This window comes from Kitasatospora sp. NPDC001261 (assembly GCF_042896795.1).
GTDB lineage: Bacteria > Actinomycetota > Actinomycetes > Streptomycetales > Streptomycetaceae > Kitasatospora.
Genome location: NZ_JBIAXP010000037.1, coordinates 25,912 through 43,700, shown reverse-complemented (window position 1 = coordinate 43,700; position 17,789 = coordinate 25,912). Strand labels below are relative to the sequence as shown.

14 protein-coding genes are annotated in these 17,789 nt (G+C 74.8%); 8 read left to right on the top strand and 6 right to left on the bottom strand.

What is annotated here, in order from left to right:
* Positions 1-19: 19 nt before the first annotated feature.
* The 3 genes from ACFY4B_RS37200 to ACFY4B_RS37190 form a co-directional block, all read right to left on the bottom strand.
* Positions 20-1,309 carry an MFS transporter gene (locus ACFY4B_RS37200; protein ID WP_387975482.1) on the bottom strand — a complete coding sequence of 430 codons (1,290 nt, stop codon included), beginning with the start codon at positions 1,307-1,309 and terminating at the stop codon, positions 20-22.
* Between the two features lie 167 nt (positions 1,310-1,476).
* Positions 1,477-1,833 carry a metalloregulator ArsR/SmtB family transcription factor gene (locus ACFY4B_RS37195; RefSeq protein WP_049654374.1) on the bottom strand — a complete coding sequence of 119 codons (357 nt, stop codon included), beginning with the start codon at positions 1,831-1,833 and terminating at the stop codon, positions 1,477-1,479.
* A 99-nt stretch (positions 1,834-1,932) separates the two neighbouring features.
* Positions 1,933-5,034 carry a SpaA isopeptide-forming pilin-related protein gene (locus ACFY4B_RS37190; protein WP_387975612.1) on the bottom strand — a complete coding sequence of 1,034 codons (3,102 nt, stop codon included), beginning with the start codon at positions 5,032-5,034 and terminating at the stop codon, positions 1,933-1,935.
* A 330-nt stretch (positions 5,035-5,364) separates the two neighbouring features.
* Between ACFY4B_RS37190 and hcp the strand changes: the two genes are divergently transcribed.
* Entirely contained in the window at positions 5,365-7,035 is a 1,671-nt protein-coding gene (gene hcp, locus ACFY4B_RS37185) for a hydroxylamine reductase (RefSeq protein ID WP_387975479.1), read from the top strand.
* Positions 7,032-8,063: an FAD-binding oxidoreductase gene (locus tag ACFY4B_RS37180; RefSeq protein ID WP_387975477.1), complete on the top strand. Its 1,032-nt coding sequence runs from the start codon at positions 7,032-7,034 to the stop codon at positions 8,061-8,063. The genes hcp and ACFY4B_RS37180 overlap by 4 nt, the downstream gene beginning before the upstream one ends.
* Positions 8,064-8,105: 42 nt before the next feature.
* On the opposite strand, the gene ACFY4B_RS37175 is transcribed toward ACFY4B_RS37180, so the two are convergent.
* Both ACFY4B_RS37175 and ACFY4B_RS37170 read right to left on the bottom strand, forming a co-directional pair.
* The gene (locus tag ACFY4B_RS37175; RefSeq protein WP_387975474.1) at positions 8,106-9,539 is read right to left on the bottom strand and encodes a PTS transporter subunit EIIC; all 1,434 of its coding nucleotides are present in this window, start codon (positions 9,537-9,539) and stop codon (positions 8,106-8,108) included.
* Positions 9,540-9,570: 31 nt separating this feature from the next.
* Positions 9,571-10,176: a MarR family winged helix-turn-helix transcriptional regulator gene (locus ACFY4B_RS37170; RefSeq protein ID WP_387975471.1), complete on the bottom strand. Its 606-nt coding sequence runs from the start codon at positions 10,174-10,176 to the stop codon at positions 9,571-9,573.
* Between the two features lie 190 nt (positions 10,177-10,366).
* On the opposite strand from ACFY4B_RS37170, the gene ACFY4B_RS37165 reads away from it, so the two are divergent.
* From ACFY4B_RS37165 to ACFY4B_RS37140, 6 genes are all read left to right on the top strand, one after another.
* Positions 10,367-11,566, top strand: coding sequence for a cytochrome P450 (locus ACFY4B_RS37165; RefSeq protein WP_380777125.1), 1,200 nt, complete (start codon positions 10,367-10,369; stop codon positions 11,564-11,566).
* Between the two features lie 94 nt (positions 11,567-11,660).
* Positions 11,661-11,858 (top strand): ferredoxin, encoded by a 198-nt coding sequence (locus ACFY4B_RS37160; RefSeq protein ID WP_049654383.1) that lies wholly within the window; start codon positions 11,661-11,663, stop codon positions 11,856-11,858.
* Positions 11,855-13,063, top strand: coding sequence for an NAD(P)/FAD-dependent oxidoreductase (locus ACFY4B_RS37155; protein WP_387975468.1), 1,209 nt, complete (start codon positions 11,855-11,857; stop codon positions 13,061-13,063). Before ACFY4B_RS37160 ends, ACFY4B_RS37155 begins: the two co-directional genes overlap by 4 nt.
* A 163-nt stretch (positions 13,064-13,226) precedes the next feature.
* Complete coding sequence (locus ACFY4B_RS37150; RefSeq protein WP_387975465.1) at positions 13,227-13,814, top strand: hypothetical protein; 588 nt, start codon at positions 13,227-13,229, stop codon at positions 13,812-13,814.
* Positions 13,815-14,035: 221 nt separating this feature from the next.
* Positions 14,036-15,823, top strand: coding sequence for an MFS transporter (locus tag ACFY4B_RS37145; RefSeq protein ID WP_387975609.1), 1,788 nt, complete (start codon positions 14,036-14,038; stop codon positions 15,821-15,823).
* Positions 15,820-16,269 carry a MarR family winged helix-turn-helix transcriptional regulator gene (locus tag ACFY4B_RS37140; RefSeq protein WP_049659418.1) on the top strand — a complete coding sequence of 150 codons (450 nt, stop codon included), beginning with the start codon at positions 15,820-15,822 and terminating at the stop codon, positions 16,267-16,269. Before ACFY4B_RS37145 ends, ACFY4B_RS37140 begins: the two co-directional genes overlap by 4 nt.
* Before the next feature lie 36 nt (positions 16,270-16,305).
* On the opposite strand, the gene ACFY4B_RS37135 is transcribed toward ACFY4B_RS37140, so the two are convergent.
* On the bottom strand, positions 16,306-17,505 hold the full coding sequence (locus ACFY4B_RS37135; protein WP_387975463.1) for an enoyl-[acyl-carrier-protein] reductase FabV: 1,200 nt from the start codon (positions 17,503-17,505) through the stop codon (positions 16,306-16,308).
* Positions 17,506-17,789: the final 284 nt, after the last annotated feature.

The following is a 17,789-nucleotide window of genomic DNA, read 5'->3' as shown; positions in this document are numbered from 1 at the left end:
CCCCTGGCTGCCCGTCCGGTCAGCGGGTGACGGCGACGCCCCGCTTCCCGCTCGCCGCGACCGTGGCCGCGGCCGCCGCCCCCGGCACCCCGCGCCAGGCGCGGGCGGCCAGCAGGCCGGAGGCGAGGGCGACGGCACCGAGGGCGACGGCGGCCGCGGTGAGGCCCAGGGTGGCACCGAGCCAGCCGGCCAGGGGGTAGGTGAGCAGCCAGCAGCCGTGCGAGAGGGAGAACTGGGCGGAGAAGACGGCGGGCAGGTCCTCGGCGGCCACCGAGTCGCGCAGGACGCGGCCGGTGGGGGTGAGGATCAGCGAGCCGGCCGCGCCGAGGACGGCCCAGACGGCGAGCAGGACGGGCCAGCGCCAGGCGCCCGGCCCGGCGGCCGTGAGCACGGCGAGCAGGGCGAAGAGCCCGACGATGCCGAAGGCCGCCGGGAGCATGACGATCCGGTCCGGCACCCGGTCCAGCACCCGGGGCAGCAGCAGCGCCACGGCCATCGACCCGGCCCCGTAGGCGCCGAGCGCGATCGGGACGTCGGTGGCGGGGCGGCCGAGCTGGCCGCGGACGTAGACGACGGTGTTGACGATCACCATGGCGCTGGCGGCGGCCGCCGCGAGGTCCAGGGCGAGCATCGCGCGCAGCCGGGGCACGGCGAGGAACAGCCGGGTGCCGCGGACGGACCTGGCGAGGACGCCGTCGCCGGCCCCCTCCCGCACCGACCGAAGCGGCTCCGGCCGCAGCGGCTTGGGCAGCACGGCCGAGAGCACCAGGGCGGCGGAGGCGAGGAACCCGGCGGCGGTGCCCCAGAACAGCCAGTTGTAGCTGATCAGCGCGAGCAGGGCGCCCGCCAGTACCGGGCTGACCAGGCTCTCGGTGTCGTAGGCGAGCCGGGACAGCGACAGGGCGCGGGTGTACTCGCGCTCCTCGGGCAGCACCTCGGGGATCACCGACTGGAAGGCCGGGGTGAAGGCCGCCGAGGCGGACTGCAGGACGAAGATCAGGACGTAGACCTGCCACACCTCGGTGACGAAGGGCAGGGTGAGGGCGACGGCGGCCCGGGTGAGGTCGGAGGCGGCCATCAGCCGCCGGCGCGGGATGCGGTGGGCCAGCGCGGTGACCACCGGGGCGATGCCGACGTACGCGAGCATCTTGATCGCCAGCGCGGTGCCGAGCACCGATCCGGCGCCCGCCCCGGCGAGGTCGTACGCGAGGAGGCCGAGCGCGACGGTGGCGAGGCCGGTGCCCACCAGAGCGACGATCTGGGCGGCGAACAGGTGCAGATAGGTGCGGTTGCGCAGCACGGAGAGCATGAGGACCCCGCTCGGACTGGACGCGGTAGGACGACACGTCCAGGATAGGTCAACATGTGCACGCATGTGCACATATTGACCGGAAAAGCGGCCCGGAAGGCGGCGAGGGGAAGGCGGCGCCGGGAAAGCGGCCCGCACCCCGGAGGGCACGGGCCGGTACGGATCGCTCAGTCGTGCGGCGGGAGCTCGCCGATCTGGTGGTCGGCGACGCTCAGCGCCTCGTCGACCAGCCGGCGCAGATGGCCGTGGCGCAGCGCGTACACGACGCGCCGGCCGTCCTTGCGGGTGGTGACCAGGCCCGCCAGCCGGAGCTTGCCGAGGTGCTGGCTGACCGACGTCCGGGGGGCTCCGGCCGCCTCCGTGAGCGTGGTCACGTCGGCCTCGCCGGCGCTCAGCCGCTGGAGCAGCGCGAGCCGGGTGCGGTCCGCGAGCAGCGCCAGGATGCCGGCCGCGGCCTCCAGCCGCTCGTCGTCCCGTCGCTCCTGCGCATGGTGCGCACCTGACACCTGAAGGCTCCCGCTCATGGCGCCATCGTAGGGCCCTGGGCCGTCCGGGGCGCCGTCCGGGCGGGCCCGTGCCCACCGAAGCGCGGAGGCTTCGGCGGGCACGGGCCGGTCATGCGGTCAGGCGTCCGCGCCCCAGAGGAAGCCCGGCACGGGCGTGAAGCGCACGTACGGGCTCCACTCGTCGCCCGGCGGGCAGGGGGTGGGCGGGCACGGCGGCGGCGGACACTTGCTGTCCTCGACCGTGACCGTCACGCACGCGTGGTCCCCGGTCAGCTCGACCCTGGTCACCGAGGGCCGCGACAGGTTGTAGCCCTCGGGTGCGGAGACCTCCTGCCAGTAGTACGTGCCCAGCGGGAGGTGGTCCGCCGAGCAGACGCCCGACGCGGGGGTCGTGCACGGCGGGCCGACGGCGGTGTCGGGGTTGTCCCCCGTGGTCTGCAGACCGGCCACGCCGTTGCTCTCCCGCCACAGCTGGAACACGGCGCCCGCCAGCGGCTGCCCGCTGTCGGCGTCGACCTTCCTGACGGAGGTGGACCCGCTCGGGGCGGTCGGCGTCTGCGTGTCCTGGACGGGGACCTGGACGTTCGGCCGGCCCAGGTCGATGACGACGGTCGTCACCGGCGACTGCGGCAGGTCGTACCCGGGCGGCGGCACCGTCTCCTGCCAGTAGTACGTGCCCAGCGGGAGGCCGGACGCCGAGCAGACGCCCGACGCGGGCGTGACGCACGGGGAGCCCACGGCCGTGTCCGGATTCGGGCCGGTGGCCTGCAGGCCCGGAACGCCGTTGGTCTCGTGCCAGAGCTGGAAGGTGGCGCCCGCCAGGGGCTGTCCGGTCGCGGCGTCGGTCTTCTTGACGGAGGTGGACCCGGTGGGGGCGGTCGAGTGGGTGTCCTGGACGGGGAGCTGGATGTCCTGCCCGTTGGTGTCGAGGACGACGGTCGTCACCGCGGACTGCGGCAGGTCGTACCCGGGCGGCGGCACCGTCTCCTGCCAGTAGTACGTACCCAGCGGGAGCCCGGACGCCGAGCAGATCCCCGACGCCGGGGTGACGCACGGGGAGCCCACGGCCGTGTCCGGGTTGGCCCCGGAGGCCTGCAGGCCCGCCACGCCGTTGGTCTCGTGCCACAGCTGGAAGGTCGCCCCCGCCAGCGGCTGTCCGGTGGCCGCGTCGGTCTTGGTGACGGAGGTGGACCCGGTGGGAGCGATGGTCTTGGCATCGGCGACGGTGACCATGACGTTCTTCCCGTTCGCGTCCAGCACCACGGTGTTCACGTTGAGGTCGGGCAGGTCGTACCCGTCGGGCGCCGAGACCTCCTGCCAGTAGTAGGTGTCCAGCGGGAGGCCCGACGCCGAGCAGACACCGGACGCCGGGGTGACGCACGGGGAGCCGACCGCGGTGTCCGGGGTCGCCCCGGACGTCTGCAGACCGGCGACGCCGTTGGTCTCACGCCACAACTGGAAGGTCGCCCCCGCCAGGGGCTGCCCGCTGTCGGAGTCGGTCTTGGTCACGCTGGTCGAGCCGGTCGGAGCGGCGGCCGGGGTGTCGGCGACGGTGACCGGGGCGCTCTGCCCGTTGGTGTTCAGCACGACCGTGGTCACGTTGAGCCCGGGCAGGTCGTACCCGGGCGGCGCCGCCGTCTCCTGCCAGTAGTACGTGCCCAGCGGGAGGCCGGACGCCGAGCAGACGCCCGACGCGGGCGTGACGCACGGGGAGCCGACCGCCGTGTCGGGATTGGCCCCCGTGGTCTGCAGCCCCGGAACGCCGTTGGTCTCGTGCCACAGCTGGAAGGTCGCCCCCGCCAGCGGCCGCGCGGTGGCGGAGTCGACCTTGGTCACACTGGTGGACCCGGTCTCGACGACCGGGCTCGTGGTGTCCTGGACGGTGACCGGGACGGTCTGCCCGTTCGTGCCGAGGACCACGGTCGTCACCGGCGGCTGGGGCAGGTCGTACCCGGGCGGCGGCGTCGTCTCCTCCCAGTAGTAGGTGCCCAGCGGGAGGTCGGCCGTGGAGCAGACACCGTTGCGCCCGGTGGTGCAGGGGGCGCCGACCTTGGTGTCCGGGGTGGTGCCCGTGGTCTGCAGGCCGGCGACGCCGTTGCTCTCCTTCCACAGCTGGAAGGTGGCGCCCGCCAGGGTCTGCCCGGTGGCCGAGTCGACCTTGGTCACGCTGGTCGAGGCGGTGGGGGCCGGCGGGTTGCCGCACTCCGGGAGGTCGCCGTTGAAGGGGTAGGCGTGGAACTCGGTCCCGGTCATGCCCAGACCGGAGTTGTGCAGCAGCGAGCCGGTGGTGAAGAACCGTCCGTTCAGGCCGGGCAGGTTCATCGTGGCGGTGCTGGCCGGGTTGCCGACCAGCACGCTGCCCTGGAACTGCCCCGAGCCGGTCAGGGTGACGGTCGTCGCGGTGGGGAAGTTCCACAGCAGGCGCTCGCGCAGCTGGTTCCACGGGTCGGTGTCCGCGAGGCTGCCGCTGTAGGTGTTGATGGTGCGGGCGTCGCCGACGAGGTTGACCAGGACGGTCGCGTTCGCGGGGATGCCGGCGAAGGTGACCCCCTGGGTGCCGCCGCCGCGGCCGACGATGTCGAAGTCGACGTTGAAGACCTGGAGGGCGGAGGTGCCGTCGCCGGTGAACAGGGTCTGGTACCCCTGGTTGACGGCGGTTCCGGTGGCCGGGCGGGGGGTGCCGGTCCCGGCGTAGCACGCGCTGGCCGTCTGCAGCTCGCCGCGCAGCGGCGCGTAGGCGGCCACGGCCTGCGGGTCGTGGACCTTCGTGCCGGTGACGGTTCCCGTGGTGGCGCCCGCGTAGCGGACGACGCCGCCCTCGGCCAGGAGCGACTGCCCCGGGGCCACGGTGACGTTGCCGCCGGCGGTGAGGAAGTCCGCGCCGTTCGGCGGGGGAACGCGCGAGCCGACGCCGACGATGCCGATGTTGTACACGGAGCTGACCCCGGCGGCCTTGCTCATGTCGAAGTTGCCGAGGGTCACCACGTGCCCCTCGGCCTCGGCGGCCGAGCCCCGGACGTTGAAGTCGCCGCCGACGAAGACGTTCACCCCGGCGTCGCGGCCCGCGAAGGGACCGTTGTTGACCGGGGGGAACGTCGCCGGACAGTCCGCGCCCAGGCAGGGCCCCAGGCCGCCCGGCAGGCCGGCCGCCTGGGCGGCCGACGGTGCGATGAGCGACATGCCGAAGGGGACGAGCGTCAGGGCCAGGGCGGATCCCATCACCCTGCCGAGCCTTCGTCTCCAGCCGACGGCGGTCGCCTGATTCTGACTGGGCTTCACCACAGTCCTTTCCTCATATGAACCGAACAACAGCCCTCGGAGTGTTCTCGTCGGAGCCCCGAGCAGCGGCGACCCGCCAACCGTTTCGTCTGAACGCCGCACACGTACACCCGATCGGACGCGGCGGACGCCGGGGCGACTGGGTCTCCCGACCCCGGATTGGGGCCCTCCGGCCCTGACGCGCCGTCAACGGCGGCCCCATCCTGGACTCGTCGAGGCCCCGTCCGCCCGCCGCCACCGAACGACACCACGAGTCCCCGGAGGACCCGCATGTTCTGCTACCAGTGCGAACAGACCGACCGCACCGGCGCCACCCCCGGCTGCGCCGGTCCGATCGGCAACTGCGGCAAGGACTCCCCCACCTCGGACCTCCAGGACCTGCTGATCCACGCGGTCAAGGGCATCTCCCAGTACGCCGCCAAGGCGCGCGCCCTCAACGACCCGGACGACGAGGCGGCGGCCTTCGTCCTGTACGCGCTCTTCACCACGCTCACCAACGTCAACTTCAACCCCACCCGCTTCGCCGCCCTGATCCAGCTGGCCGTCGGCGTCCGGAACCGGACCAGGGACCGGTACGAGCGGGCCGCGCGCGCCGCCGGGCAGCAGCCGGAGACGCTCACCGGCCCGGCCGCGTGGGCCCCGGCCGGGGACCCCGGCGCCCTGGTCGGCCAGGCCTCGGGCGTCCGGGTGGACATCGGGCTCCCCCTGGTCGGGCCCGAGGTGGTCGGGCTCCGCTCGCTCCACCTCTACGCGCTCAAGGGCATCTGCGCCTACGCCCACCACGCCGACGTGCTCGGCCGCCGCAGCGCCGAGGTGCTCGGCGGCGTCGAGGACGCCCTCGCCTACCTGGCCGGCGAGCCGACCGACCCCGCCGAGCTGCTGGAGCGCGCCGTCGGCCTCGGCCGGCTCAACCTCGCGGCGATCGAACTGCTGGACGCCGCCAACACCGGCACCTACGGGCCCCAGCGGCCCACCGCCGTCCGCACCACCCCGGTCGCCGGAAAGGCCGTCCTGGTCAGCGGCCACGACCTGCGGGACCTGGAGGCCCTCCTGGTGCAGACCAGGGGCCAGGGCATCAACGTCTACACCCACGGCGAGATGCTCCCCGCCCACGCCTACCCGCTGCTCAAGGCCCACCCGCACCTGGCCGGCAACTACGGCGGCGCCTGGCAGGACCAGCAGCGGGACTTCGCCGCCTTCCCCGGCCCGGTCCTGATGACCTCCAACTGCGTCATCGAGCCGCACGCCGCCTACCGCCGCCGGATCTTCACCGCCGGACCGGTCGGCTGGCCCGGCGTCCGGCACCTCGCCGACCACGACTTCCGCCCGCTGATCCAGGCCGCCCACGCCCTGCCCGGGTTCCCGGAGACCGCCGCCGCGGAGCAGGCCGTCACCGTCGGCTTCGGCCGGGACGCCGTGCTCGCGGTCGCCGACCAGGTCGTCCACGCGGTACGGCAGGGCGACATCCGGCACTTCTTCCTGATCGGCGGCTGCGACGGCCCCACCCCCGGCCGCGACTACTACACCGACCTCGCCTTCGGCGCGCCCCGCGACAGCGTGGTGCTCACCCTCGGCTGCGCCAAGTACCGCTTCAACCGGCACGACTTCGGCGAGATCGCGGGTCTGCCCCGGCTGCTCGACCTCGGCCAGTGCAACGACACCTACTCCGCCATCCGGATCGCCACCGCGCTCGCCGACGCCTTCGAGTGCGACATCAACGACCTGCCGCTCACCCTGGCGCTGTCCTGGACCGAGCAGAAGGCCGTCGCGGTGCTGCTCACCCTGCTCGCGCTGGGCATCCGCGACATCCACCTCGGCCCCTCGCTGCCCGGCTTCCTGACCCCCGCCCTGGTCGAGGAACTGGTGAAGCGGTTCGGCCTGCGGGTGGCCGGCGACCCGGCGGCCGACCTGGCCACCGCGCTCGAACGGACGGCGTCGTGAGCGCGGGGCACGCCCACCCCGTCACCCTCACCACCACCGACGGCGGCCGGCTGGAGTTCGACTGCGCCCCCGGCCGCAGCGTCCTGGAGGCCGCGGCGGAGGCCGGCGCCGCCCTGCCCGCCTCCTGCCGCCGGGGCACCTGCGGCTCCTGCCACGCCTCCGTCACCGACGGACCGTACGACCTCGGGCCGCACAGTGACCAGGCCCTCCCGCCGGACGGGCGCGAGCGCGGCGAGGTGCTGCTCTGCCGCACCTTCCCGCGCGGTCCGCTGACCGCCGCCCTGCCGTACGAGCAGGCCCGCGTCCTGTACGGCGCCGTCCCGGTCCGCGCGGCCACCGTCACGGCGGTGGACCAGGCCACCCCGGACACCGTGCGGCTGGAGCTGCGCCTCGACGACCCGGACTGCCAGTTCGACCCGGGGCAGTTCATGGAGCTCCAGGCACCCGGCGGCGAGGTGAAGCGCGCCTACTCCCCCGCCAACACCGGCAACTGGGAGGGCCGGCTGGAGTTCTACATCCGGCTGCGGGAGGGCGGGCACTTCTCCTCCTACCTCGCCGACCGGGCCCGCCCGGGCGACCGGCTCACCGTGCACGGCCCGCAGGGCGCCTTCGGCCTGCACGAGACCGGCCTGCGGCCGCGCTGGTTCCTGGCCGGCGGCACCGGCCTGGCCCCGCTGCTGGCGATGGTCCGCCGGATGGCCGAGTGGCGGGATCCGCAACCCGCCCGGCTGTTCCTCGGCGTCAACGAGCCGCGGGACGTCTTCGGACTGGACGAACTCGCCGCCGTAGCCGCCGAGTTGCCCGGCTTCCGGTACGAGGTCTGCGTCCGCGGGCCCGGCCCCGACTGGTCCGGCCCGACCGGCACCCCGGCCGACCTGCTCGCCGCCGCCCTGCCCGAACTCGGCGGCGCCGCACCGGACCTGTACGTCTGCGGCCCGCCGCCCCTGGTCGACGCCGTGCTGCGCACCGCCGCTTCCGCAGGGGTGCCGCCCGAACAGGTCCACCGGGAGCGCTTCCTGGCCACCTGACCGCCGGACCGCCGCCGATCCGCTTCGGCGGCGGCCCGGCGGCTATTCCGAACCCCCCTCCGGGGCAACGGCGTTGTACTCGGCGAGGGTCTCGCGGGTGAAGCCGAAGAACCAGGTGGCGAGGAAGCCCGCGAGGTAGCCGGTCAGCAGCCCGCCGCCGTAGACGGCGGCGCTCGCGAGGAGTCCGTGCGGGCCGGCCAGGAGCGGGAAGAGGGCCCAGCCGGAGGGGCCGATGGCGGTGGAGCCGACGGCGTCGCCGAGCTGTCCGGCCACCCCGATGAAGGCGCCGCCGGCCGCGCCGCCGACGCAGGCGGTGACGAAGGGGCGCCCCAGCGGCAGGGTGACGCCGTAGACCAGGGGCTCGCCGACGCCGAGCAGGCCGGCCGGGAGCGCGGACCTGATGGTGGCCCGGATCGAGGCGTTGTGGCGCAGCCGCAGGTAGACCGCCACCGCGCAGCCGACCTGTCCGGCGCCCGCCATGGCGAGGATCGGCAGCAGGACGGTGGAGCCCTGCTGCTGGATCAGGGTGGTGTGGATCGGGATCAGCGCCTGGTGCAGGCCGAGCATCACCAGCGGCAGGAAGAGGCCGCCGAGCACGAGTCCGGCGAGCAGGCCGCCGTGGGCGAGCAGCCAGGTGGCGGCGTGGCCGATGGCGGTGGAGACCTCCCCGGCGAGGTACATCAGGCCGAACAGCGCGGCCAGCCCGCCGAGCAGGACGGTGACGGTGGGGGTGACCAGGACGTCGAGGGCTGCGGGCACCAGGCGGCGGGTCCAGCGCTCCAGGTGGACGGCCAGCAGTGCGGCGCCGAGCGCGCCGACCACGCCGCCCTGGCCGGGCGTGAGGTGGTGGCCGAAGGCCTCCACCTTGGCGACCCCGGCGTAGACGATCACGCTGGCCACCGCGCCGCCGAGCACGGGCGTGCCGCCGAACTCCTTCGCCGTGTTGTAGCCGACGAAGACCGCGATCAGCGACATGAACCCGGAGGAGACCGGGCCCAGGGCGGTGACCAGCGCCGGTGCCCAGCCGAGGTTGGCGAGCGCCCCGGAGAGGCCAGCGACGATCCCGCAGCCGATCAGGGCGGGGATCAGCGGGACGAAGATGTTCGCGATCCGGCGCAGCGCCAGCTTCACCGGGGTGGCGTTGCGCACCCGGCCCTGGGCCCGGATGCGCTCGCCGCGCCCGGCGAGGTCCTCGGCGGTGGGGGCGGCCGCCGGGCCGGGGGACTCCAGGAGTCGGCGCAGCCGCTCGGTGACCCCGGCGACGGCGGCGGGCCCGAGCACGATCTGGTAGGTGTCGTCCTCGACCGTGCCCAGGACCTCCGGCAGCGCCCGGAGCGCCTCGGTGTCGACCAGGGCGCGGTCCGCCAGGCCCAGCCGCAGCCGGGTCATGCAGTGGGCGACCGAGCGGATGTTGGCGGCGCCGCCGACCAGCGGGAGGATCGCCTCGGCCACGGCGCGGTTCTTCTCGTCCGACATGCCGCAGGACGTACCCGGGCGCTCCCCCGGCTCAACCGCCTTGGTACGCGGCCGTTCTGGGCCCCGTGGCCGGAGCCGGTGCGCCGGCGGCGCCGTCCGTCCGGTCCGGGAGCGGGTCGTCGTCGGCCCCCGTGGCGCGCACCCGGTGCACGTACCGGTCGATGAGGTGGCGCAGCACGGTGGCGGTGGTGACGACGTCCGCCTCGGGGATGCCGTCCAGCGCGTCGGCGAGCCCGATGATGTTGGCCTGTTTCAGGCGGTCCAGCACTTCCCGTCCGCCGCGGGTGATGGCCACCTGGCGGGCCCGCCGGTCCTGCGTGTCCTGGCTGCGTTCCACCAGCTGCTGGCCCTGGAGGCGGTCGATCTGGCGGGTGACGTGGGAGGGCTTGACCATCAGGCGGTCGGCCAGGTCGCTCACCCGGCTGGCCTCCGCGCGCTCGGCGAGCGCGCGCAGCAGGTAGACGTCCGAGCGGGCGGCGGTGATGCCGGCCTTGGCGGTGCGGCGCTCGTGCTCCTGTGACCGTGTCAGCAGGTAGGCCAGGGTGGCCAGGACGTCCTCCAGGCCGTCCAGGCCGTTCGGGCCCTGCGGCTGGCAGGCGGTGGTCCGGTCGTCTTCGGCGTCTTCTTCGTCCGACATGGGGGAACTGTAGCGATCCGGTCCGGGCGGTGGCCGGGACGGGGAGGCGGCGCCGGGTTTCGGACAGTTTCGGCCGTCACCCGATCCGCCCTTTCGCCACCACGGAACGCGAGTTAGCGTGACTTTCAGTTAGTTGCTTTGGGCACGTAACTAGGTGCCCACGGCTCGACTCCCGGAAGGGGATCCACCGATGGCCACCGCCGAGAAGACCCCCCGATTCACCCACCCCGCCGCCCGCGGCACCTGCCCGTTCGCCCCGCCGCCCGCGTACGAGCAGGCCCGGCAGGAGGAGCCGGTCAGCCGCGTCACCCTGTGGGACGGCTCCACCAGCTGGCTGGTCACCCGTCACGAGGACGTCAAGGCCGTCCTCTCCGACGCCCGGTTCAGCTCCGACTCCACCCGGCCCGGCTACCCGTTCATCAGCGCGGGCGCCCGGCAGCTGAACACCGGGCGGCCGACCATCATCCGGATGGACGCCCCGGAGCACACCCACTTCCGCCGGATGCTGACCGGCGAGTTCATGATCAAGAAGGTCGAGGCGCTGCGCCCGGAGATCCAGCGGATCGCCGACGACCTGCTGGACCGGATGACCGACGGACGCTCCGGCGCCGACCTCGTCCACGAGTTCGCCCTGCCGCTGCCGTCCCTGGTCATCTGCCTGCTGCTCGGCGTCCCCTACCAGGACCACGACTTCTTCCAGGAGTGCAGCCGCGTCCTGCTGCGCCGCGACTCCGCCGCCGAGGACGTCGCCGACGCCCAGGCCAAGCTGGTCGACTACCTGATCGGGCTCACCGAGACCAAGCGCACCCACCCCGACGACGGCATCCTCAGCCGCCTGGTGGAACGCGGCGAGCTGAGCACCCAGCAGATCGGCGACATGGGCCGGCTGCTGCTGATCGCCGGACACGAGACCACGGCGAACATGACCGCGCTCTCCGTGCTCGCCCTGCTGCGCAACCCCGACCAGCTCGCCCACCTGCGCGAGCACCCCGAGTCCGTGCCCGGCGCGGTCGAGGAGCTGCTGCGCTACCTGACCATCGTGCACTCCGGCGTGACCCGGGTCGCCGCCGAGGACGTCGACCTGGGCGACGTGCGGATCGCGGCGGGCGAGGGCGTCATCTGCATGGTCAACACCGCCAACCGGGACGAGCGGGAGTTCCCCGACGGCGACGAGCTCGACCTGACCCGCGACGCCCGCCGCCACCTGGCCTTCGGCTTCGGCGCCCACCAGTGCCTGGGACAGCCGCTCGCCCGGCTGGAGTTGCAGATCGCGCTGGCCACCATCCTGCGCAGACTGCCCGGACTGCGCCTGACCGTACCGTTCGAGGAGGTCCGCTTCCGCGGCGAGATGCTCATCTACGGCGTCCACGAGCTGCCGATCGCCTGGTGACCCGGGCTCCCCCGGGAGCCCGCAGAACCACACCAACCCACCTGCCCCGCACCGGAGTCCACACCGCCGGGGCGCCCGTTCCGAAAGGAAGACCATGCTCGTCCGGATCGACCAGGAGAAGTGCTGCGGCGCCGGGCACTGCGTGCTCGCCGCCCCCGACGTCTTCGACCAGCGCGACGAGGACGGCATCGTCGTCCTGCTCGACGCCCGACCGCCCGCCGAGCTCCACCAGGCCGTCCGGGACGCCGCCGCGGTCTGCCCGGCCTCGGCCATCACCCTGGACCAGGCGTGACCGCACTGCGGGACGTGGCCGTGGTCGGCGCCGGCGCGGCCGGGCTGCACGCCGCCGAGTCGCTGCGCCGGGCCGGCTACGACGGCCGCCTCACCCTGATCGGGGCCGAGCCCGAACCGCCGTACGACCGGCCGCCGCTGTCCAAGCACCTGCTCGGCGGGGAGTGGCAGCCCGACCGCCTGGCCCTGCGCGGCCCCGAGGCGCTGGAGGAGCTCCGGCTCGACCTGCGCCTCGGGGTCCGGGCCGAGCAGCTGGACCGCCGGGAGCGGACCGTCCGGCTCTCCGACGGCGGACGGGTGCGCTGCGAGGCCGTCATCGTGGCCACCGGGGTCCGACCGCGCCGGCTCCCGGGCGCCGACGCTCCCCGGCCCGGGGCGCACGTGCTGCGCACCCTCGCCGACGCCCTCGCCCTGCGCGAGGAACTGCGCGCGGGCGTAAGGCTGTTGGTGGTCGGCGGCGGGCTGCTCGGCGCCGAGGCGGCGGCCACCGCCGTCGGGCTCGGCGCCGAGGTGACCTGGCTGACCTCCACCGCCACGCCGCTGGCCGCCGTCCTGGGCACCGAGACGGCCGCGCTGCTGGCCGGCCTGCACCGCGAGCACGGGGTGCGGCTGCACCGGGGCGTGGCCACCGGACTGCTCGAACGGCGCGGCCGGGCCATCGGCGTCCGGCTCGCCGACGGCTCCGAACTGGCGGCCGACGCCGTGCTGATGGCCGTCGGCTCCGAACCGGCCACCGAGTGGCTGGCCGGCAGCGGCGTCCCGCTGGACGACGGCGTGGTCTGCGACGCCTACTGCGCCGCCGGCCCCGGCGTCTGGGCGGCCGGGGACGCCGCCTCCTGGCCCGACCCGCGCACCGGCCGCCACCACCGCCTCGAACAGCGCACCAACGCCACCGAGCAGGCCATGCACGCGGCCCGGAACCTGCTGGCCGGCCCGGACGGCGAACGACAGGCCTACCGGCCGGTCCCGTACCTGTGGACCGACCAGTACGGGCTGCGGGTCCAGGTGTTCGGCCGGCCCGGCGGCGCCGAGCGGTTCGAGGTGGTCGACGGCAGCCTGGCGGAGCACCGCTTCGCCGCCGTCTGCGTCCGGGACGGCCTGGTCACCGGCGCGGTCGGGATCGCCTCCGCCCGGGCGCTGCGCGGGCTGCGCGCCCAGGTCGCGGCGCACGGACCGTGGCCGCCCGAGCAGGCCGAGCAGGCCTGAGCCGCCCCGCCGCTGCCGCCCCACCGCCGCAGCCCTGCCAGTGCCGCCCGCCGTCCCCGCCCGCCAACCGGGCGAGGCGGCGGGCGGACCGGCATGGTGCGAGGGCCCCGGCACGGCCCCGCCCGGAGACTGGTGGCACGCCGCCGGCCAGGGGAGAGAGCGCATGGACGACCACAGCCACCGAGCCGCCCGGGGGCCCGCCCCCGCCCCGGGGACGACCTCGCGGGCCGGGGTCCTGGGCACCGCGCTGGCCGCCGTCCTCGCCTTCTCGCTCTCCTCCGGCTCCTGGCAGTGGTTCTCCACCTACCTCGGACTGACCCTCCTCGCGGTGGTCCTCTCCTCCAGCCGCCCGCCGAGCCGCGCGACCGACACCGGGGACGGCTACGCCCGGAGCCTGGCCGCCTACACGCTCGTCATCGGACTGTGCGTGGCCCTCGCCCTGGCCCCGGCGATGCAGCGCTGGTCCTGGCTGTTCCCGATGCCGGGCACCCGCCGCGACTGCCCCCGCCTGGGCGACTACGCCCGGCTGCAGGCCCAGGCCTCCCTCGGCGACCTGGCCGCCCGGGACGGCGCCGCGCTCGCCGCCGCCCAGGGCGAACAGGCCCGGCACGCCGTCGCCGACTGCCTCTCCGCGACGACCACGCTCTGGCTGCCCGTGTACGCGCTGGCCGCCGCGCTGCTGGCCGCGCTCGCCGTCCGACTGCTGGACCGGGGCGGCCGCCGGGGGCCCTCCCGGTCCGTCGAGGGCTGAGGGGCGACGGAGGGCGGACGGGCGGCGCGCCCCGGACACTCCCCCGCGCTCCCCGTGCCCCGGCCGGGTCTACCGGTCGAACATCCACCGGACTATCGTTAGTTGGCGGAAGCTATCGAATTCCCCACGCCGACCCGCCGGCCGGCCAGCAGGAGGCAGCGGTGGCGACACGACTCTCCGACGGCGGCAGGACGGGGCGGCCGCACCCGGTCGGCCACGGTGTGGCACCGGAGCACCCCCGGTACAAGTGGGTGGTGCTGTCCAACACCACGCTCGGCACCCTGATCGCCACCGTCAACGCCTCGATCGTGCTGATCTCGCTGCCCGCGATCTTCAACGGCATCGGCCTGGACCCGCTCCGCCCCGGCAACGTCAGCTACCTGCTGTGGATGCTGATGGGCTACATGCTGGTCACCGCCGTGCTGGTGGTCACCCTCGGCAGACTGGGCGACATCCACGGCCGGGTGCGGATCTACAACGCGGGCTTCCTGATCTTCACCCTCACCTCGGTGGCGCTCTCCCTCGACCCGCTGCACGGCGGGCCCGGGGCCCTGTGGCTGATCGGCTGGCGGGTCGTGCAGGCGGTCGGCGGGTCGATGCTGATGGCCAACTCGGCGGCGATCATCACCGACGCCTTCCCGGCCCGCCAGCGCGGCACGGCCCTGGGGGTGAACATCGTCGCGGGCATCGCCGGGTCCTTCATCGGCCTGGTCCTGGGCGGGCTGCTGGCCGAGTGGAACTGGCGGTCGATCTTCTGGGTCAATGTGCCGATCGGCATCCTCGGCACGGTCTGGGCCTACCGGTCGCTGCGCGAGACCGGGGTGCGCAAGCCCGCCCGGATCGACTGGTGGGGCAACATCACCTTCGGCGTCGGCCTGACCGCCCTGCTCGCCGCGATCACCTACGGCATCCAGCCGTACGGCGGCCACACCATGGGCTGGACCAACCCCTGGGTGCTGGCCGGACTGTTCGGCGGGGTGGCCCTGCTCGCCGTCTTCTGCCTGGTCGAGTCCCGCACCGCCGAGCCGATGTTCCCGCTCTCGCTCTTCCGCGACCCGGTCTTCGCGGGCGGCAACGCGGCCACCCTGCTGGGCTCGATCGCCCGCGGCGGGCTGCAGTTCATGCTGATCATCTGGCTGCAGGGCATCTGGCTGCCGCTGCACGGCTACGACTACGCCGACACCCCGCTGTGGGCCGGGATCTACCTCGTCCCGCTGACCGTCGGCTTCCTGGCCGCCGGACCGGTCGCCGGCTACCTGTCCGACCGCGCCGGAGCCAGACTCTTCGCCGCCGGCGGACTGGTGGTGATGGCGCTGTCCTTCGCCGGGCTGCTCCTGCTGCCCACCGACTTCGGCTACCCGTGGTTCGCCCTGCTGGTGTTCGTCAACGGCCTGGGCGGCGGCCTGTTCGCCGCCCCCAACACCTCGCTGATCATGTCCAGCGTGCCGGCCGCCGCCCGCGGCGCGGCCTCCGGCATGCGGGCCACCTTCCAGAACGCCGGCATGGTGCTGTCGATCGGCGTCTTCTTCTCCCTGATGGTGGCCGGCCTGGCGGGCTCGCTGCCGCACACGCTCACCGCCGGACTGACCGCCCAGGGCGTGCCCGCCGCCGACGCGCACGCCATCGCCTCGCTGCCGCCGGTGGGCACCCTGTTCGCCGCCTTCCTCGGATACAACCCGATCCAGCAGCTGCTGGGCCCGCAGGTACTCGGGCAGCTGCCGGCGGACAACGTCCGGACGCTGACCGGCCGGGAGTTCTTCCCCCAGCTGATCTCGGGGCCCTTCCACGACGGGCTGGTGGTGGTGTTCTGGCTGGCGATCGCGATGTCGCTGGTCGCCGCGGCCGCCTCGCTGGTGCGCGAGCGGACCCGGCCCGCCGCCGCGCGTCCGGCCTCCGCACCGGCCGGCTCCGTACCGTCCGGCGCCTCACCCTCCGGTGCCTCACCGGCCACCACCGCGCCCGCCCCCGCGCGGCCCGCCGCCCCGCCGACGAAGGAGCCCGGGCCGTGAGCGCGGACGGCGGCGGCCTGTCCGCCGAGGCCGTCGTCCGGCTCCGGCTGGCGATCGGCCGGCTCAACCGCCAGCTGGTCCGCGCCTCCGGCGACCAGGACCTCACCGCCGCCCAGCTCTCCGCCCTGGCCCGGGTGGAGCAGCACGGGCCGCTGCGGCTCGGCGAACTCGCCGCACGCGAGGGCGTCGCGGTGCCGTCCATGGTCCGTACGGTCACCCCGCTGGTCGCCGACGGGCTGGTCGCCAAGACCCCCGACCCGCAGGACGGACGCTCCCAGCTGCTCGCCCCCACCCCGCTCGGGCTGGAGACGCTGGCCCGGATCCGCCGCGAGCGCACCGCCCTGCTGGCCCGCCGCAGCGCCCGGCTCAGCCCCGAGCAGTGCCGCGCCCTGGAGGCGGCGCTGCCCCTCCTGGAGCTGCTGCTCGACGAACCCGGCACCCCCTGACCCGGGTCCGGCCCCGGTCCGCCGACGGCCGGACCGCTACCGCTGCCCCGGCCAGGGCACCGAGGTCTCCACCCCGACGGTGTAGTCGACGCCGGGGACGTCCCAGCCGTACAGCTGCCGGAACTGGTTGTAGAACCAGGCGGCCCCGGCCGGATCGGCGGCCAGCGCGGCCGCCGGGTCGGCCCACAGCTCCCGCACCCGGTCCTGCACGGCGGGGTCGAGCTCCCAGCCGTCCAGGCGGATGCGGCCCCGGTCGTCCAGGGCGGGTTCCTTCGCGCCGGTCAGCTGCTCCCACAGGTCCACGGCCTGGTCGTCGGTCGTGCGCCAGCCGTCCTCGCCGAGGACGTTGCGCAGCAGCGAGGTGTAGAGGGCGATGGAGGGGATGGCGGTGGACGCCTGGGTGACGGCCGCGCCGGCGACGACGGTGAACGCCCGGCCGCGGTCGGCGAGCACCCCGGTCTGCAGCTCCCGGGCGGTGGCCTCCAGGTGCTCCTTGGCGGCGCCGATCGTGCCCTGCCGGTAGACCGGCGCGGTGATCTCGGAGCCGACGTAGGACAGGGCCACGGTGGTGAAGCCGGGGGCGAGCAGGTCCGCCTCGGCCAGCGCCCGCACCCACAGCCCCCAGTCCTCGCCGCCCATCACCTTGACGGTCGCCGCCCGCTCGGCCTCGTCGGCCGGGGCGAGGTCGACGGTGCCGACCTGCGGGGCCCCGTCGTCGAAGAGCAGGGACGGCGAGGTGTACGGGGAACCGACCGGCTTGATCACCGAGTGGTGGACCTCGCCGGTGGCCGGGTCGGTGCGCCGGGGCGAGGCCAGCGAGTAGACGAGGTGGTCGACCGGGCCGTACCGCTCGGCGAGCAGCTTGAGCACCTCGGCGCGGGTGGCGTCGGCGTAGGCGTCGGCGTTGAGGAAGGTGACGTCTCCCCCGCTGCCCTCGGCCAGGGCGGAGGTCGCGGCGGTGCGGTACCAGCCGGCGGTGGCGGTGCGCCGCTCGGTGGCGGCGCCCTCGTAGGCGACGCCGATCCCGCGGACGCCGTGGCGGCGCAGCCCGGCGAGCAGGATCGCCTGGCCGTACCCGGCGCTGGCGCCGAGGACCAGGACGACCGGGGCCCGGCCGGTCGCGGCCGCGGGCTCGATGCGCCGCCACTGGCGGTCGACGGTGGCCTCGCTGCCGGCCGGGTGGGAGTTGACGATCAGGTAGCCCCGCTGCTTGGGGGTGATCTGCTGGATGCTCACGCGGTGGCGCCCTCTCCGATCCGGAGATCGTGATCAAGGTGTCGGTCGTCCGGAGCCTATCCGCGCCGGCGGGCGCCGCCCTTGCCATGCCGTCACGGAAGTTGCGGCCCGCGGTTGTCGGGGGTCGTCATTGCGGCGGGCGTCCGCGTGGGCTATCCCGCTGGGCGGTCCACGAGGTCCCCCGGTCGATCTCCACGAGGTCCCTCCGGTCGGTGACGTTCCCCGGTCGCACCGTGCCGGCCGTGCCGCTGTCCCGGGCGGCTCACCGCAACGGCCGCCCGTTC

What these genes read in the sequence shown, in the direction of transcription:
- ACFY4B_RS37200 (WP_387975482.1), bottom strand. Translation starts at nt 1,309, where the DNA reads ATGCTCTCCGTGCTGCGCAACCGCACCTATCTGCACCTGTTCGCCGCC.
- ACFY4B_RS37195 (WP_049654374.1), bottom strand. Translation starts at nt 1,833, where the DNA reads ATGAGCGGGAGCCTTCAGGTGTCAGGTGCGCACCATGCGCAGGAGCGA.
- ACFY4B_RS37190 (WP_387975612.1), bottom strand. Translation starts at nt 5,034, where the DNA reads ATGGGATCCGCCCTGGCCCTGACGCTCGTCCCCTTCGGCATGTCGCTC.
- hcp (WP_387975479.1), top strand. Translation starts at nt 5,365, where the DNA reads ATGTTCTGCTACCAGTGCGAACAGACCGACCGCACCGGCGCCACCCCC.
- ACFY4B_RS37175 (WP_387975474.1), bottom strand. Translation starts at nt 9,539, where the DNA reads ATGTCGGACGAGAAGAACCGCGCCGTGGCCGAGGCGATCCTCCCGCTG.
- ACFY4B_RS37170 (WP_387975471.1), bottom strand. Translation starts at nt 10,176, where the DNA reads ATGTCGGACGAAGAAGACGCCGAAGACGACCGGACCACCGCCTGCCAG.
- ACFY4B_RS37165 (WP_380777125.1), top strand. Translation starts at nt 10,367, where the DNA reads ATGGCCACCGCCGAGAAGACCCCCCGATTCACCCACCCCGCCGCCCGC.
- ACFY4B_RS37160 (WP_049654383.1), top strand. Translation starts at nt 11,661, where the DNA reads ATGCTCGTCCGGATCGACCAGGAGAAGTGCTGCGGCGCCGGGCACTGC.
- ACFY4B_RS37150 (WP_387975465.1), top strand. Translation starts at nt 13,227, where the DNA reads ATGGACGACCACAGCCACCGAGCCGCCCGGGGGCCCGCCCCCGCCCCG.